We start from the raw sequence: 16,049 nt of genomic DNA, 5'->3' as shown, positions 1-16,049 counted from the left end.
GTGGCGGGGCTTCGATGCTGGGGTGGGACGACCGCCGTCCGAGGGTGCCCGCCGAGCGGGTGGTTCCGAGGACCTGGCCGCCGGGAGGGCGGATCGCCGATGAGGCTTGTCGTCGACCTCAACAAGTGCCAGGGATACGCGCAGTGCGCGTTCCTCGCGCCGGACGTGTTCACCATGCACGGCGAGGAGTCGCTCGTCTACAACCCGCGGGCCGGCAGGGAGCAGCGGGAGAAGGTGGCACGCGCCGCCGCGGCCTGCCCGGTGCAGGCGATCATGGCGGAGGGGCTGCGGGAGGCGTCCGATGCCGGGTGAGGAGTTCCACGAGTGGCTCCGGCGCGAGGGCCGGATCGTGATCGTTGGTGCCTCGCTGGCGGGACTCAGGGCGGCCGAGTCGCTGCGCGCCGGGGGGTTCGCCGGATCGCTCACCATGATCGGTGACGAGCCCTACGAGCCGTACGACCGTCCGCCGCTGTCCGAGGCGGTGCTGCTCGGCAAGGCCTCTCCCGAAGCACACCGAGCTGCCCCGGCGCCGGGAGATCGACGCGACCTGGCGGCTCGGGGTCGCGGCGACCGGTCTGGACATGGCGGCCAAGCGGGTGCGGCTGGCCGACGGCGAGGAGGTGCCCTACGACCGGCTGCTGATCGCGACCGGTGTACGTGCCCGGCCCTGGCCGAAGGAGGAGGCCCAGCTGGACGGGGTCTTCGTGCTGCGCACCCGGGACGACGCCGTACGGCTGCACCGGCGGATGATGGCCCCGCCGCGCCGGGTGTTCGTCGTCGGTGCCGGTTTCACCGGGTCGGAGATCGCCTCCGCCTGCCGGGAGCGGGGCATCGCGGTCACCGTGGCCGAGCGCGCGGACGGGCCGCTGGTGGGTGCGCTGGGTGGGGTGATCGGCGTGGTGGCCGCGGATCTGCAGCGTGACAACGGAGTGGACCTGCGCACCGGAGTCACGGTCACCGGACTGGAGGGGGACGCGACGGGGCGGGTACGGGCCGCCCATCTGTCCGACGGCGGTGTCGTCGAGACGGACGTCGTGGTGGTCTCGCTCGGCGCGACCCGCAACACCGACTGGCTGACGGGCTCCGGGCTGGGCGCCGGGCCTCGCGGCATCGCCTGCGACGCGGGGTGCCGGGCCTTCGACTTCCGGGGCATCGTCACCGACGACGTCTTCGTCGCCGGCGACGTCGCCCGCTCCCCGCATCCGCTGTTCGGCTATCAGTTCCTGTCGCTGGAGCACTGGGGCAACGCCGTCGCGCAGGCCGAGGTGGCCGCGCACAACATGATCAGCGCCAGCGCCGACCGGCGCCCGCACATGTGGGTGCCCGCGTTCCGGTCCTCGCAGTTCGGCGTGAACATCAAGCCGGTCGGCGTGCCGACCATGGGCGAGGAGATCATGATCACCCAGGGGTCGCTCGCCGAGCGGCGGTTCGTGGGGGTGTACGGCCACCAGGGCCGGGTGATCGCGGCCGTGAGCTTCGACAACACGCGGTGGCTGGAGTTCTACCAGCGGCAGATCGAGATGGGCGCGCCGTTCCCGGTGGAGTACCCGACGGTGGACCGCCGCCCCGAGGGACGCAAGCCGGTGCCGGCCGACTTCCCCGACCCGTCGCTGCCGACGCACGGCCCGACCGTGACGCTCAGCGGTTACTCCCCGGCCGACCGGCGTCTGGTCTTCACCCCGGCCCGCCACTGACCGGCGCGCGCCCTGCCCGGCCCTTCTCCGCCCGGACTTCCCCAAGGACCCGTCATGACGCAAGCCTCGCTCCTGCGCCGTATCACCGACTACGCGAGTCGTGCCAACCCCTACCCGCTGTACGAGGAGCTCCGCAGGACTCCCGTGCTGCACGAGGAGGAGGGCGGTCCGTACGTCGTCAGCTCGTACTACGACATCCTGGGCCTGCTCCACGACCCGCGGATCAGCTCCGACGCCGCCAACCTCGCCGCCGCGGGCGACGACGAGCTGTCGGGTCCGGAGGCCACGGGGCTGCCGCCGAGCTTCATCCGGCTGGACCCGCCCGAGCACGACCGGCTGCGGCGGATCGCCAACAGCTCCTTCGGCCCGCCGCACCGGCCGCACCGGATCGACTCCCTGCGCGGGGAGCTCGCCGGGATCGTCACCGAACTCGTCGACGGCTTCGGCGACGCCCGGCAGATCGACATCGTCGACCAGTTCGCCTACCCCTTCCCGGTGACGGTCATCTGCCGGCTGCTCGGGGTGCCGCGCGAGGACGAGCCGCGCTTTCGCGGCTGGGTGGACCCGGTCGTCGCCGCCCTGGACCCGGACACGCGACAGGGCGCCGACGCCGAGTTCCGGCGCGCCGCGCAGGAGGCGCGGATGCAGCTGGGCATGTATCTGGCCGGGCTGGTCGAGCAGCGCGCCAGGGAGCCCCGCGACGACATGCTGTCCGACCTGGCGGCCGGTCACGGCCCGGGAGGGTCCATGTCGACGATGGAGGTGCTCAGTACGGCGGTGCTGCTGCTGATCGCGGGGCACGAGACGACGGTCAACCTGATCACCAACGGCATGCTCACCCTGCTGCGCCACCCGGAGTTCCTGCACCGGCTGCGCGAGGATCCCGGACTGTCCGTCAGGATCGTGGAAGAATTGCTGCGTTACGAGCCTCCGGTGCAGTTGGTGCCGCAGCGCACCTGCCTCGCCGACATCGAGCTGCGCGGAGTCACGATTCCCAAGGGCTCGCGGATCTGGCTGGTCCTCGCCGCCGGCAACCGGGACCCGGAGCGCTTCCGGGACCCCGACCGTTTCGACCCCGACCGCGAGGACATCGAGCACCTCGGCTTCGGCAGCGGCATCCACATCTGCTTCGGCGCCCCGCTGGCCCGACTGGAGGCGCAGCTCGCGCTGGCCGAGCCGGCCCGCCGCCTGGACAACCCGCGCCTGGTCGAGGACCCGCCGCCCTACCGTCCGAACGCCGTGCTGCGCGGCCCGCGGCATCTGCACGTCGCCGTCGACGCGGTACGTCCCAGCGACACGGTGCGCTCCTAGTACCGGCGCCCACCACGCGTTGTGCTGGGGTGATCACCGAAAAGGACTCCTGGACATATTCATAAAATTGGACAAAATGGCATGCGTCACAGCAGCGACGCCGAGGAGCCGCACTCGCATGGCGTACGGAACCCCCCACAGTCCCACCCCGCCTCCCCACCCCGACCTGAGCCTGGCCCGCGACTGCGAGCACTGCCTGGGCTGGGGGACCGTCGTCACCCGCGACGGCGACCACGAACTGTGCGACACGTGCCAGCCGGGCGCGGACGACGGCCCGCCCGTCGGTACCGCGGTACGAGTGGTGCGTCACCCGCCCCGGTCGTAGCGTCGTCAGCGAGTCAGGAAGCCGTCGGCCGGGAGGGAACATGGGCGGACAGTCAGTGAGGACAGCGGTCACGCTCTGCGCCGCGGGATTGCTCGCCGCGAGCACGGGCACGGCATCCGCCGCACCGGTGGCGCCCCCCGCGAGCGCGCACCCGGCGCACGCCGTGCAGCGGCCGAAGGGGCAGCCCGTGCTCGTGGACTGCTTCTTCAAGCCGCAAGCCCGCCCCGACGCCTTCATCCTCGCCTGCGGCGACGGCAACAGCCGTCTGTCCTCCCTGCACTGGTCTCAGTGGAACGGCCGGTCCGCGGAGGCCAAGGGCCTGAACTTCGTCAACGACTGCAAGCCGTACTGCGCGGCCGGCAGGTTCCACTCGTACCCGGTGATCGTGCGGCTCGACCGCCCGGAGCCCTGGAAGAAGCGCCCCCACATGCAGCGCTTCACCCGTCTGAGCCTGGACTTCCCGGCCGGGCGGCCGGACGGCTACCAGCGGGTGGAGACCTATCCTCTCTGGGACTGACCGGCCGTAGCGGGCCGGGGGCGCTGTTTCGGTCGTGGCATCTGGGAACTCGGAGAGCCGGCACGACCGAGGGAGCGCCCTGTATGCACTCAGTGACCAAAGGCCTGCTGGCCGGCGCCGCGGGTACGCTCGCGCTGGATCTGGCCGCCTACGGCGACATGCTGCTCCGCGGCCGTGGATCCAGTGGCATGCCGGCCCAGGTGGCGGAACGTCTCGCCGACCGCGCCGGGGTGCCGCCCGGGGAGGGCGAGGAGAAGGGCAACCGCGCCCAGGCGGCCGGCGCGCTGCTCGGATACGCCGCCGGTCTGGGCACGGGAGCGGCGTACGGGCTGCTCCGGCACCGGCGGGCACCCCTGCCGAACTGGGCGGCCGGGCCGGCGCTCGGCGCCGCGGCCATGGCAGGCAACGACGTCCCGGCCACCGCCCTGCGGGTGACCGATCCCACCTCGTGGGATCTGAAGTCGTGGGTGTCCGACGTCGTACCGCATCTGGTGTACGGCCTCACCACCGCATCGGTGTACCAGGCCCTGCGCTGAGCGGGCGGATCACGAGGGCAAGGAAAGACCGTGACATTGCGCATCGGGGCAGAGGAAGAATTCCACGTGCTGGACGTGGAGAGCGGCCGGCTGGTGCCGCGCGCCCGCGCCGTACTGGGCCGGCTGGACGGACCCGGGTTCACGACCGAGCTGCAGCAGTCGGTCGTGGAGAGCAACAGCGGGGTCCACGACACCCTCGACGCCCTCCACGCGGACCTGGCCGACTCCCGGCGGCGGCTGGACGCGGCGACCTCCTCGCTGGGCCTGGCGTCGGTGGCCGCCGGCACCGTACCGCTGGCCCGGGTGACCTCCGGCCACGTCACCGCCGACCGCCGCTACCTGCACATGGCCGACGAGTACCGCAGGGTCGCCGACGAACAGCTCATCTGCAGCGCGCAGGTGCACGTCGACGTACCCGACCGGGACACCGCCGTACGTGCCATGTGCCTGGTCTCGCCGTGGCTGCCGCCGCTGCTGGCGCTGTCCGCCAGCTCGCCGTTCTGGCTCGGCACCGACACCGGCTACGCGAGCTGGCGCACCATGCTGTGGCAGCGCTGGCCCACCGCCGGGCCGGCCGGCCACTACACGGACGCCGCCGCGTACGACGCCGCGCTGGAGGAGCTGATCCGCTCGGGCGTCATCAGTGACGCCGGCATGGTCTACCACGACGTACGGCCCTGCGCGCACCAGCGCACGCTGGAGCTGCGGATCTGCGACGCCTGCCCGCGCGTGGAGACGGTCGTGCTGATCGCGGGGCTCTTCCGGGCCCTGGTCCGGGACGCGTGCGACCGGCTGGCCCGTGGGGGCGGCCCCCGGTGCGACGGCCACCACGAGTGGCTGCGGGCCGCCACCTGGCGGGCCGCTCGCTCCGGCCTCGAGGGACCGCTGGTCGACCCGGTCACCCGATGCGCCGTCCCCGCCCCCGTGGTGCTGCAGGGCATGGTGGCCCGGTTGCACCCGGCGCTGGAGGCGTCCGGCGACTGGGAGACCGTGCGCGAACTGATGGCCGAGGCCCTGGCCGACGGCAGTGCCGCGCACCGGCTGCGGCGGGCGGCCGAGGACGAGGACCTGCTCGCCAGCGTCGACCTGATGGTCGCCGAGACCCGCGGCGCGCCCGTCCCGCGTGCCGCCGCGCCGGCCGGAACCACCCGCGCCCGCCGTCCCAGCCCGGTGACCGACGGGGCCGGAACCTGACGGCGCCGGCCGTCCGCACCTGATGTCCGTCCGCCCGGCCCGCTTCGCCGCCTGTCGCCGACGCTGCCGTACGACCGTTCGAGGAGAGTCGTTCCCGTCATGTCCCACGTCCCCGCTCCTGCGACCGCAGCCGACCGACCGACCGCCCCTGGGGCCTGTCCGGAGTTTCCCGTCGTCCGCCCGGAGGGCGGGCGCCGCGGCGCCCGGTGCCGGGGGCACCTCCCGGCCGCCGGGCCGGGGGAGCGGCGCGGCGCGGGCGGGGAACTCCGGACAGGCCCTGGCGCCGCCGCGGAAGGGAGGTCCGTCTGATGTGCGGGCTCAGCGGCGAGGTCCGCTTCGACGGCGGGCGGCCGGATCTGGCCGCACTCGAGCGCATGACCGACCGGCTCGCGCCCCGCGGACCCGACGGACGCGGGCTGTGGTCGCAGGGGCCGGTCGCGCTCGGGCACCGCCGGCTGAAGATCATCGACCTGTCGGACAGCGGGGCTCAGCCGATGGCCGATCCGCGGGTGCGCCTCGTGGGCGTGTTCAACGGGTGCGTCTACAACTACCGGGAGCTGCGTGCCGATCTGGTCACCCGCGGGCATCGGTTCTTCTCGGACTCCGACACCGAGGTGGTGCTGAAGGCGTACCAGGAGTGGGGTACCTCCTGCGTCGATCACTTCTACGGCATGTTCGCCTTCGTGATCGTCGAGCAGGACAGCGGGCGGGTGGTCCTGGCCCGCGACCGGCTGGGCATCAAGCCCCTGTACGTCGCCGAGTCCCCCGGGCGGCTGAGGTTCGCCTCCTCGCTGCCCGCGCTGCTGGCAGGCGGCGGCGTGGACACCTCGATCGACCCCGTGGCGCTGCACCAGTACCTCAGCTGGCACGCCACCGTGCCCGCGCCCCGCACCGTACTGGGCGGCGTACGCAAACTGCCGCCGGCCACGGTCCGGGTGGTCGAGCCGGACGGCTCCGCCGAGGACCACTGCTACTGGCAGCCGCTCTACACCCGCCGCCCGGAGCACGCCGGCCTGTCCGCCCAGGACTGGACGGACGCGGTCCTTCAGGCCCTGCGCACCGCCGTACGCCGCCGGATGGTCGCCGACGTGCCGGTGGGCGTGCTGCTGTCGGGCGGCCTGGACTCCAGCCTCATCGTGGCGCTGCTGGCCGACGAGGGGCAGGAGGACCTGGCCACCTTCAGCGTCGGCTTCGAGTCCGAAGGGGACGAGGAGGGCGACGAGTTCCGCTACTCCGACCTGGTGGCGCGGCACTTCCGCACGGACCACCACCAGCTGATGGTCCCCTCCGACCGGGTCTCGCAGGCCCTCGACGGGGCCGTGCGGGCCATGAGCGAGCCCATGATCAGCCATGACGTGGTGGCCTTCCACCTGCTGTCCGAGCAGGTGGCCAAGGAGGTCAAGGTGGTACAGAGCGGCCAGGGCGCCGACGAGGTCTTCGCCGGCTACCACTGGTATCCGGCGATGGCACGGGTGCCACGCCGGCGGGCGGCCGAGGCGTACGCCGAGACCTACTTCGACCGGCCGCACGCCGACCTCGCACGCATGCTGGAGCCCGCCGTGCTGCCCGCGCGCGACGTCTCCGGCGACTACGTGCGCGCGCACATGGCCGCGCCGGGCGCCGAGACCGCGCTCGACGCGGACCTGCGGCTGGACACACACGTGATGATGGTCGACGACCCGGTCAAGCGGGTCGACAACATGACGATGGACTGGGGCCTGGAGGCCCGGGTGCCGTTCCTCGACCACGAACTGGTCGAGCTGGCGGCCGCCTGCCCGCCCGGGCTCAAGCTCGCGGACGACGGCAAGGGCGTACTGAAGGCCGCGGGCCGCAGGGTCCTGCCGCGGGAGGTCGTCGACCGGCCCAAGGGCTACTTCCCCGTCCCGGCGATCAAGCACATGGCCGGACCGGTGCTGCAGCGCGTCCGCGAGGTCCTCTGTGCCCCCGAGGCGAGAACCCGCGGCATCTTCCGCCAGACCTGCGTCGACGAACTTCTCGCCGCTCCCGACACCCACCGCACCAAGCGCGGGGCCAACGCGCTGTGGCAGGTTGCTTTGCTGGAGATATGGCTGCAGACCCACGGAATCCAGTGACCGAGGCCCCTCTGTCGCCGCCGGGCGGGGCCGCTTCGGGAGACCTGACCACGGCAGGCGGGGCGGGAACGGTCCGGGCAGAGGGCGCGGGCCCTTTTGTGCGTGCGGTCGCCACCGAGCTGCCCGGTGGGGTGGGGCCCGTCGAGGCGCGGCCCGCGCCCGAGCCTGTACTCCTGCCGGACGCGGCCGTCCCCGTGGACGCGATGCCGCGGTTGCCGATTTCGCACGGGTGCTCGTATCCGTCGGTGGATCCCGGCGGGCGGTACGTCGCCTTCGTGTGTGACCGGGCCGGTGTGCCCCAGCTGTGGGCGGGGCCGGTCGACGGTGACGAGGTGCACCTGCTGGACGCCGAGCCCCATCCGGTCACCGAGGTGGCCTGGTCGCCCGACGGGCGGTGGATCGCGTACACCACCGCGCCGGGCGGCGGTGAGCACACGCGCGTGTTGTGCGTGCGCCCCGACGGTACGGGACGGAGGGTTCTGGCGGGCGGCGAGCCGGGGAGTTCCGCGCACCTGGGCTGCTGGACGCACGACGGTTCGGCGCTCGCGGTGACGGTCGCCGAGGCTCCCGATGACCGGGCCGCACGCGACGGCCGCGCGACCCTTCTGACCGCGCCGTCGCGCCCGTCGACCGCCGCTCTCGCCGCCGGGGGCTCACCCTCCTCCGCCGAGCTCACGCCCAGGACCCTGTCGGCGTACCTCGTCGACCCCGACGGCTCGGCCGCCCCCGTACTGCTGGCGAGCGAGCGCGACGCCGCCGCCCTGCGGGTGTGCGACGTGAGCCGGGACGGGCGGCTGGCGCTACTGCGCCGGGGACCGCGCGGCCGGCGCGAGGCACTCGTCGTCCGTACGCACGACCTGCGGGTGACCTGCCGTGTGCCGGTCGCCGACGGCGACCCCTGGGTCGGCGGATTCGCGCCGGACGCCCGTACGCTGTGGCTGCGCAGCGACCACGCTCGTGAGCACGCCGCCCTGTACGCGGTCGCCCTCGACCGGCCAGGACACCGGCTGGGCCTGACGGTGGCCGCCGAACGCGACGGCAGCGGCCTGGACCTGCTGGCCCTGGACCGCGACGGCCGCGGCGCCGTGCTGTCCTGGAACGTACGCGGCGTCAGCGAGCTGGAGGTCGCCCCGCTGGCCGCGACCGGTACCGCCGGGCCGTCCCGCGCCGTACCGCTCCCCCACGAGGTCGTCACCCGAGTGGCCGTCACCACCGACCCGGACGCGCCCGTCGTGGCGCTGTCCGGATCGCTGCGCCGGCCCGGCGTGTGGTGGCTGCCCCAGGGCGCCGCCCTGCGCACCCCGTGGTCCTCGCGCGACGAGGACGTCGCCCCGGGGGCCCACCCTCCCGTACGGCCGGTGCCGGTGCGCCCGGTCGCACGGGACGGACTGGGCCTGGGCGGCTGGTACTACCGTGCGCCGGGCCGCTCGCCCGCGGAGCCCGCGCCGTGCGTGCTGCACCTGCACGGCGGTCCGGAGGAGCAGGAGCGCCCGGTGTTCGACCCGCTGTACCACGAGTTGCTGGGCCGGGGACTGGACGTCTTCGCCCCCGACGTGCGCGGCTCCTCCGGGTACGGCCGTTCCTTCGTCGACGCGGACCTGGGCAGGGGGAGGTTCGCGGCGATCGACGACGTCGCCGACTGCGCGGCCCACGCCGTCCTGGAGGGCCTGGCCGACCCGCGCCGGCTGGCCGTGATGGGCCATTCCTACGGCGGCTATCTGACGATGGCGTCCCTCGTGTGGCATCCGGACCTGTTCCGCACCGGCGTCCCGGTGTGCGGCATGTCGGACCTCGCGACGTTCTTCGCCGGCACCGAGCCGTGGCTGGCCCGGTCGGCCGCCCACAAGTACGGGCACCCGGAGCGCGACCGCGAACTGCTGCACGAGCTGTCGCCGATGAGCCGCGTCGACGCGCTGCGCGTTCCGGTGCTGGCCGTGCACGGCGAGCACGACACCAACGTGCCGCCGGGCGAGTCCGAGCAGTTCGTACGGGCCGCACGGGAGCACGGGGTGGAGGCGGAGCTCCTTGTCCTGCGCGACGAGGGGCACGACTTCCGGCGCGCGGACAACCGCCGTACCTTCCGCAGGGCCGCCGCCGACTGGATCCAGCGCCACCTGGTCGGCTGACGCCGCGTCACCCGTACCGGGCGTTTCGCCACCGGCTTCTGCTACAGCTCCTCCATGTGCGGAAACTCCTATATGTTGGGAGACGTACCGTGATCGGGAGTCCCGATGTGGAAGCGCAAGAAGCGGGCACGGCCGGCTCAGCCGCTGCCGTTGGAGTTGTGCGACCTGTGTGGCGCGACCTTCCCGGAGGACGAGGCGGTGCGCGGTTACGTCCCCGACTCCTCCGCCGTTCATCCCACCAACGACTGGTTCGACGGCCTGCGCCGTGTCACCGCCTGCTGTGAGGAGCACCTCGCCGCCGTCCGGGAGGAGTACGAGGGTCGTGAGTTCGTGCCGGAGGAGCTGTGGGCCGCGAAGATCGACCGCGCCCTGAGCGGCAGCACCCGGTTCCTCACGATGGGGCAGCTCGGCTGCCGTACCGGCCTGCAGGATCCCCAGATCCGGCGTGCCATCGCCTGGCACAACGCGCACCTGGGGCAGCGGCCCGAGCCGTGAGCGTCCCGGGCCGGCCCAGGAAGGCGAGCAGGGGCCGGCGCGCCTGTTCGCAGCGCCGGCGGGCCTGCGCGCGGATCGCGCGGCGCTCGTGCGCCTCCGCGTGCCGGGCGCACTCCTGAGCGCATGCGGCGCAGGCCGCGCGGACATCGCGGGTGACGTCCGCGCCGTACCCCGTGTGCCGGGGCAGGATCCGCGCGGTCGCGTCGCAGCCGTCCGCGCAGTCCAGGTCGGTTCGGATGCGTCTGCGCAGCTCGGCGGCCATGTCCTCGCTCAGGCAGGCGTCCGCGCAGGCCGTGCGGGCCTGGACGTGCTCCAGGCACCGGTCGATACAGTCGGCCGGCGTGGGCTCTGCGCAGGTTTCCTTTCCGGCGGTGCCGAAACCGCGTCCGTCGCCGTCCACCCGCATGGGTGCGCGTCCTTGCCGGTCAGGCCGTGCGGAACAGACCGCCGACCGCCGCGGCGATCCTTCGCCGCAGGGTGCGGCGCGCGATGCCGGGCAGGAACAGCCGTTTGACCTCTCCCGCGCCGATGGCCGACGCCCAGTCGGGCGGGGTTTCGCCGTCCACGACGAACTCCAGCAGGACCGGGCCGGTGGACCGCAGGGCGCCCTCCCAGACGGGGGCCACCTCGCCCGGGTGCTCGCAGCGCACACCGGGCAGGTCCAGCAGCCGGGCGTAGTCCGCGTAGGACACCCGGGGCAGCTCGCCGGAGGAGGCGAGGAGGGGGTCCCCGGCCTCGGCGCGGCGCTCCCAGGTCAGCCGGCTGAGGTCGCCGTTGTTTCAGGACGCAGAACACCAGCGGAGGCGCCTGGGCCAGCCGTCGCAGATGCCGCCGGACGGTGATCAGCTCGTTCATGCCGTTCGCCTGGAGCGCTCCGTCGCCGACCAGGGCGACGACCGGACGATCGGGGAAGGCCAGGCGGGCGGCCACCGCGTAGGGCACGGCGGCTCCGGGCGTGCCCAGGTGGCCCGAGAGGGAGGCACGCATGCCGTTGCGCAGTTCCAGGTGCCGTGTCCACCAGTCCAGGGCGGAGCCGGAGTCGGTGACGACGACGCAGCGGTCCGGCAGGCGCGCGGACAGCTCGGCGACGACGGAGCGGGGGTTGACCAGGGCGCCGAAGAACCGCGCCGCCTTCTGGCGGCCCTGAGCACGCCACTGGCCCACCGCCCGTTCGACGTCCGTGCGCCACCGACGGTCACGCTTGCGGTGCAGCAGCGGGACGAGCGTGTCCAGCGCGGCGGTGACATCCCCGGTCAGCCATACGGCCTCGGACGCGCCGCGGATCGCCGGCCGCGCGGAGACGTCCGGATCGACGCTGATCACGCGCGGGCCGCGGCCCGGCAGCAGACGCCCGGCGAAGTCCTCCGCTCCCACCAGGAGCAGCGTGTCGCACTCCCGCAGCAGGGCGGCGGCGACCGCGCTGCCGGAGGGGGCCGCCACACCGGTGACGTAGGGCAGGCCGTCGGGCAGTGCGTCGCGGCCGAGCGGTGTCTTGGCCACTCCGGCGCCCAGCAGCTCGACCGCGCCGACGGCCTGCCCGGAGGCGGCCGCACCGCCCGGCCCCACCACGACCGCGACCCTGTGCCCCTCGTTCAGGACGACCGCCGCCCGCCGCACTTCCCGCTCGTCCGCCCACCGCGCCGGCGGGCGGAAGTCGACGGGGGCGTCGGCCGGCCGGTCCTCGTGCGCGGGTTCCGGTGCGGCCTCGGTCCGCAGGACCGCTCGCGGCACGATCAGCGTGGCGACGCCCCGGCCGGTGAGCGCGGCGCGTGCCGCCCGGTCCAGCGCGTCCCGCACCCGCCCCGGCTCGGACACCACTTCGCAGAACTCGGACACATCCGCGAAGAGCCGTACCGCCGGGACGGCTCGCCGCCGGACGTCCGCGTCCGGGGAAGGCCGGTCCTCCCCCACCAGGGCCACGACCGGCTGCCGGTCCAGCGCGGCGTCGTACAGACCGCTGAGCAGATGCAGGGCGCCGGAGCCGGCCGGGGCGAGGCAGCAGCCCGGCCGGCCGGTGAACTTGGCGTGGGCGCAGGCCATGAGCGCGGCGGACTCCGCGTGCCGGGCCTGGACGAGCTCCGGGCCGTGGCGCTCGTCGCCGAGTGCGCCGACCAGGGCGTCGACGTCCGGTCCGGGGACGCCGAAGACCCGGTCCACTCCCCATGCCCGCAGGCGCGCCGCGATGAGCTCACAAACGCCGGCCACGTGGACCTCCCGCAGTTGGGAGCCGAGGATCGCGGCACCGGGTAGCCCGCCCCCACGCCGCCAAACCGCCGATGATCAACCGGCGACCTCTCGCCCGGTCGTGAGCTGATCATCATTCTTTCGTGCGGGCAGGCGCGCGCTCCCCTGTACGCGCCGTCGGTCCTGGTTGAGTGGCCCCCCAGGACCCGGACGTTTCCGCCCATCTGCGAGGGAGCCGTATGACCGCATCCACCGAGGCCCCGCCGGCCCTCGTCATGGGCGAGTACTTCGAGGCGGTGCTCCGCGAGACAGTAGGACCGCTCGCCGGCGAGGTGGACCGCACCGGCCGGTTCCCGAGGGAGGGCGTGCGGGCCCTGGCCGAGGCCGGGCTGCTGGGGCTGCTCGGTTCCCCCGAGGACGGCGGGGGCGGCGGCGACCTGCGGCAGGCGGCCGGCGTGGTGGAGCGGCTGGCCGGCGCGTGCGGATCCACGGCCATGGTCCTGCTCATGCACTACGCGGCCGTCACCGTCATCGACCGGTACGGGCCGCGGGACGTGCGCCGGGCGGTCGCCGAGGGCCGGCACCTGAGCACGCTGGCGTTCTCCGAGCGCGGATCGCGCAGCCACTTCTGGGCGCCCTGCGGCACCGCGACACCGGGACGGCAGGGCGCGGTCCGGTTGGACGCGGAGAAGTCGTGGGTCACCTCCGCAGGGGAGGCCGACAGCTATGTGTGGTCCAGCAGGCCACTGCGGGCCGAGGGCGTCATGTCGCTGTGGCTGGTGCCCGGCGGCAGCGCGGGACTGCACGTACAGGGCGACTACGACGGCTTCGGACTGCGCGGCAACGGCTCCAGCCCCGTCACCGCCACGGGCGTCACGGTGCCCGAGACGGCCCTGCTGGGCGTGGACGGCGAGGGTCTGGACACGGCCCTGAGCCTGGTCATGCCCGTCTTCCTGGTCCTGAGCGCGGCCTTCTCCCTCGGTGTGGCCGGCACACTGCTGGACCTGACGGCCGAGCACCTGCGCGGCAGCCGCCTGGAGCACCTGGACCAGACCCTGGCGCAGCAGCCGACGGCCCGCCAGAGCTACGCCCGGCTACGGCTGCGCGCCGACGCCGCCCGCTGCCTCCTGAACGACACGCTCACCGCGCTGACGACGGACCGCCCCGACGCGCGACTGCGGGTGCTGCAGGTCAAGGCACTGGCGGCGGAGACCGCCGCGGAGGTGGCGGACGGCGCCATGCGACTGTGCGGCGGGGCTGCCTTCCGCCGGGAGCTGGGTGTGGAGCGGCGGTTCCGTGACGCGCTGGCGGCGCGGGTGATGGCACCGACCACCGAGACCCTGCACGACTTCTGCGGCCGGGCCGGCCTGGGGCTGCCGCTGTTCGAGGAGGCCCGGTGAAGGGTCCACTGGTCCTGGGCGCCGTGGCCTACGACCCGAAGGTCGTCACCATCTGGTCCGGTTTCCGTGCCTGGCTGCGCCGGCACGACCTGCCCTTCGACTTCGTGCTCCACGCCCACTACGAGCGGCAGGCCGAGGACCTGGTGCGCGGCCGCATCGACACCGCCTGGCACTCCCCGCTGGCCTGGTTGCGCACCCGCCGGCTGGCGCGGGCGGCGGGCGTGCCGGTGCGGCCGCTCGTCATGCGGGACACCGACCGGGACCTGACCTCGGTGGTCGTCGTCCGGGCCGACACGCCGATCAGCGCCGTCGCCGACCTCAAGGACCGGACCGTCGCCGTCGGCGCGGTCGACTCGCCGCAGGCGACCCTGCTGCCCCTGCACCACCTGCGGGAACTCGGCCTCGAACCCGGCGTGGACTTCCGGGTCGTACGCCATGACACCGGAGTGGGCCTGCACGGCGACCACATCGGCGGCGAGCGGGACGCGGCCCGCGCCCTGATGGCCGGCGAGGTGGCGGCGGCCTGCATGATCGACGCCAACCATCTGCTGTTCGGCCAGGAGGGCACCCTGCCTCCCGGCGCCACCCGACTGCTGACCCGCACCGCCCCCTTCGACCACTGCGTCCTGGCGGCCGGGCCGTCCCTCGACCCGGAGCTCGGCGAACGCCTCACCGCGCTGCTGCTGTCGATGTCCGCCGCGGACCCCGAGGTGCGCCACCTGATGGACCTCGAAGGGCTCACGCGGTGGCTGCCCGCGCGGGGGAGCGGGTACGCCGCCCTGACGGCCGCGGTGGACGAGGAGGGCTTCTACGACGCGGACGGCCGGGTCACGGCCACCGGCTACCGCCCATGACCGCCGGGCCGCCACCGCCCGGCACCGCCCTGCTCGACCTGGCCGGGCTCGGCCTCGACCGGGGAGCCCACCTGCTGCTCGACCGGGCGCTGCGCACACTGCCGTCCGGCGGGCGCCTGGCCGTGTCCGGCACCGATCCGGCCCTGGTCACCCATCTCTCCGTCTGGTGCCGCCGGGAGGGCCACCGCGTCTCGGCGGTGCCGCCCGGCGACGCGCCGGTCCGGGCGTACGTGGTGCGCGGCTCCGGAGGGGCCGACCGGCTGCGGGGCGCCGAGCGGGCCGGGGATCCGCGGGCGGTGCAGGTGACCGGCCGGGCGCCGCTGCACTGGGGGCCGGCGGCACGCGGCGCGCTGGTGGAGGCCGGCGGGCCGCGGCTGCCGTTCACGGTCACCGACCGGGACACGGCCTGGACGGATCTCGCGCCGCGCCTGTACCGGCAGGCGGCCGCCGCGCAGTGGGACCCGCTGACCGCGGTGCCGTGGCAGACGCCGTTCACCCTGCCGGACGAGGTGGAGGCGGCCGTCGTCCAGGTCATGACGTACCTGGTGGAGAACGAGCAGGTGGCGCTGGTCGTACCCGCACGGCTGCTGGTCCAGGTGCACCCGCACTTCCGCGAGGTGCTGCAACTGCTGGCCGTGCAGGCCGCCGACGAGGCCCGGCACGTGGAGGTCTTCACCCGGCGGGCACTGCTGAAGGGCGGCGTGATGGGCACGTCGTCGGCGGGCGGCCGGGCGTCGCTCGCGACCCTGCTGACCGAACCGGACTTCTCCATCGCGTCGTTCCTGCTGTCCGTGCTCGGGGAGGGCAGCTTCCTCAGTCTGCTGACGTTCCTGGACCGGCACGCGCCGGACCCGGTGACACGCCGGATCAGCCGTCTGGTGCGGCAGGACGAGGCCCGGCACGTCGCCTTCGGACTGGGCCATCTGGAGCACCGGGCCGGCGTGGACCCGCGTCTGCGCGGCCGGCTGCGGGCCGCCGTGGAGCGTCGTCACGACGCGCTGGCCGACACCGCGGGCCTGAACCGGGACGTGTTCGACGCGCTCGTGCTGCTGGCCGCCGGATCGTGGGACCCGGAGGCGATCGCCCGCGGCTGGCAGGCGGTGCAGCGGCTGCAGGCGGAGATGGACGAGGGACGGCGTCACCGGCTGTCCCGGCTGGGCTTCCCCGACGACGAGGCCGCCGCCCTGTCGGCGCTGCACACCCGCAACTTCATGTAGCGGGCAACCGCACACACCGCCCGGCGGCGTACGCCCGGACGCGGTTTCGAGCGCGCGCCGTCCGGGCACCCGTGCCAGGCTCAGGACGAGCACCGGGAGTGCG

Annotated in this window: 13 protein-coding genes and 1 pseudogene; 13 read left to right on the top strand and 1 reads right to left on the bottom strand. The window is 74.2% G+C overall.

What is annotated here, in order from left to right:
- Positions 1 to 99: 99 nt before the first annotated feature.
- The 10 genes and pseudogenes from ACX25U_RS34910 (at position 100) to ACX25U_RS34865 (ending at position 10,291) form a co-directional block, all read left to right on the top strand.
- Positions 100 to 312, top strand: coding sequence for a ferredoxin (locus ACX25U_RS34910; RefSeq protein ID WP_454385962.1), 213 nt, complete (start codon positions 100 to 102; stop codon positions 310 to 312).
- A pseudogene (locus ACX25U_RS34905) lies at positions 302 to 1,694 on the top strand (NAD(P)/FAD-dependent oxidoreductase). Before ACX25U_RS34910 ends, ACX25U_RS34905 begins: the two are co-directional and overlap by 11 nt.
- A 54-nt stretch (positions 1,695 to 1,748) precedes the next feature.
- Positions 1,749 to 3,005, top strand: a complete 1,257-nt coding sequence (locus tag ACX25U_RS34900; RefSeq protein WP_454385961.1) for a cytochrome P450 — start codon at positions 1,749 to 1,751, stop codon at positions 3,003 to 3,005.
- A 118-nt stretch (positions 3,006 to 3,123) separates the two neighbouring features.
- Positions 3,124 to 3,330 carry a hypothetical protein gene (locus tag ACX25U_RS34895; protein WP_454385960.1) on the top strand — a complete coding sequence of 69 codons (207 nt, stop codon included), beginning with the start codon at positions 3,124 to 3,126 and terminating at the stop codon, positions 3,328 to 3,330.
- A 40-nt stretch (positions 3,331 to 3,370) separates the two neighbouring features.
- A complete protein-coding gene (locus tag ACX25U_RS34890; protein WP_454385959.1) occupies positions 3,371 to 3,847 on the top strand; it encodes a hypothetical protein in 477 nt (158 codons plus the stop codon).
- Between the two features lie 83 nt (positions 3,848 to 3,930).
- On the top strand, positions 3,931 to 4,383 hold the full coding sequence (locus ACX25U_RS34885) for a hypothetical protein (RefSeq protein WP_454385958.1): 453 nt from the start codon (positions 3,931 to 3,933) through the stop codon (positions 4,381 to 4,383).
- Between the two features lie 30 nt (positions 4,384 to 4,413).
- Positions 4,414 to 5,577 (top strand): carboxylate-amine ligase, encoded by a 1,164-nt coding sequence (locus ACX25U_RS34880; RefSeq protein WP_454385957.1) that lies wholly within the window; start codon positions 4,414 to 4,416, stop codon positions 5,575 to 5,577.
- Between the two features lie 308 nt (positions 5,578 to 5,885).
- On the top strand, positions 5,886 to 7,670 hold the full coding sequence (locus ACX25U_RS34875; protein ID WP_454385956.1) for an N-acetylglutaminylglutamine amidotransferase: 1,785 nt from the start codon (positions 5,886 to 5,888) through the stop codon (positions 7,668 to 7,670).
- Entirely contained in the window at positions 7,643 to 9,796 is a 2,154-nt protein-coding gene (locus tag ACX25U_RS34870) for an alpha/beta fold hydrolase (RefSeq protein ID WP_454385955.1), read from the top strand. The genes ACX25U_RS34875 and ACX25U_RS34870 overlap by 28 nt, the downstream gene beginning before the upstream one ends.
- 105 nt (positions 9,797 to 9,901) lie before the next feature.
- Positions 9,902 to 10,291 (top strand): hypothetical protein, encoded by a 390-nt coding sequence (locus tag ACX25U_RS34865; protein ID WP_454385954.1) that lies wholly within the window; start codon positions 9,902 to 9,904, stop codon positions 10,289 to 10,291.
- 270 nt (positions 10,292 to 10,561) lie between these two features.
- Here ACX25U_RS34865 and ACX25U_RS34860 read toward each other — a convergent pair whose 3' ends face one another.
- The gene (locus ACX25U_RS34860) at positions 10,562 to 12,496 is read right to left on the bottom strand and encodes a thiamine pyrophosphate-binding protein (RefSeq protein WP_454385953.1); all 1,935 of its coding nucleotides are present in this window, start codon (positions 12,494 to 12,496) and stop codon (positions 10,562 to 10,564) included.
- Between the two features lie 218 nt (positions 12,497 to 12,714).
- Here ACX25U_RS34860 and ACX25U_RS34855 point away from each other — a divergent pair, with 218 nt between their 5' ends.
- The 3 genes from ACX25U_RS34855 to ACX25U_RS34845 are packed head-to-tail and all read left to right on the top strand — an operon-like array spanning position 12,715 to position 15,946.
- Positions 12,715 to 13,875 carry an acyl-CoA dehydrogenase family protein gene (locus ACX25U_RS34855; RefSeq protein ID WP_454385952.1) on the top strand — a complete coding sequence of 387 codons (1,161 nt, stop codon included), beginning with the start codon at positions 12,715 to 12,717 and terminating at the stop codon, positions 13,873 to 13,875.
- On the top strand, positions 13,872 to 14,729 hold the full coding sequence (locus ACX25U_RS34850; protein WP_454385951.1) for a phosphate/phosphite/phosphonate ABC transporter substrate-binding protein: 858 nt from the start codon (positions 13,872 to 13,874) through the stop codon (positions 14,727 to 14,729). Before ACX25U_RS34855 ends, ACX25U_RS34850 begins: the two co-directional genes overlap by 4 nt.
- On the top strand, positions 14,726 to 15,946 hold the full coding sequence (locus tag ACX25U_RS34845) for a ferritin-like domain-containing protein (protein ID WP_454385950.1): 1,221 nt from the start codon (positions 14,726 to 14,728) through the stop codon (positions 15,944 to 15,946). Before ACX25U_RS34850 ends, ACX25U_RS34845 begins: the two co-directional genes overlap by 4 nt.
- Positions 15,947 to 16,049 lie beyond the last annotated feature (103 nt).

This window comes from Streptomyces sp. JNUCC 63, assembly GCF_054366325.1.
The sequence above is the reverse complement of the archived record's forward strand: the minus strand, read 5'-3'. Positions and strand labels throughout refer to the sequence as shown.

Coding starts and splice junctions, on each gene's coding strand:
- ACX25U_RS34870 (WP_454385955.1), top strand. CDS start 7,643: ATGGCTGCAGACCCACGGAATCCAGTGACCGAGGCCCCTCTGTCGCCG.
- ACX25U_RS34900 (WP_454385961.1), top strand. CDS start 1,749: ATGACGCAAGCCTCGCTCCTGCGCCGTATCACCGACTACGCGAGTCGT.
- ACX25U_RS34895 (WP_454385960.1), top strand. CDS start 3,124: ATGGCGTACGGAACCCCCCACAGTCCCACCCCGCCTCCCCACCCCGAC.
- ACX25U_RS34845 (WP_454385950.1), top strand. CDS start 14,726: ATGACCGCCGGGCCGCCACCGCCCGGCACCGCCCTGCTCGACCTGGCC.
- ACX25U_RS34875 (WP_454385956.1), top strand. CDS start 5,886: ATGTGCGGGCTCAGCGGCGAGGTCCGCTTCGACGGCGGGCGGCCGGAT.
- ACX25U_RS34855 (WP_454385952.1), top strand. CDS start 12,715: ATGACCGCATCCACCGAGGCCCCGCCGGCCCTCGTCATGGGCGAGTAC.
- ACX25U_RS34885 (WP_454385958.1), top strand. CDS start 3,931: ATGCACTCAGTGACCAAAGGCCTGCTGGCCGGCGCCGCGGGTACGCTC.
- ACX25U_RS34865 (WP_454385954.1), top strand. CDS start 9,902: ATGTGGAAGCGCAAGAAGCGGGCACGGCCGGCTCAGCCGCTGCCGTTG.
- ACX25U_RS34890 (WP_454385959.1), top strand. CDS start 3,371: ATGGGCGGACAGTCAGTGAGGACAGCGGTCACGCTCTGCGCCGCGGGA.
- ACX25U_RS34910 (WP_454385962.1), top strand. CDS start 100: ATGAGGCTTGTCGTCGACCTCAACAAGTGCCAGGGATACGCGCAGTGC.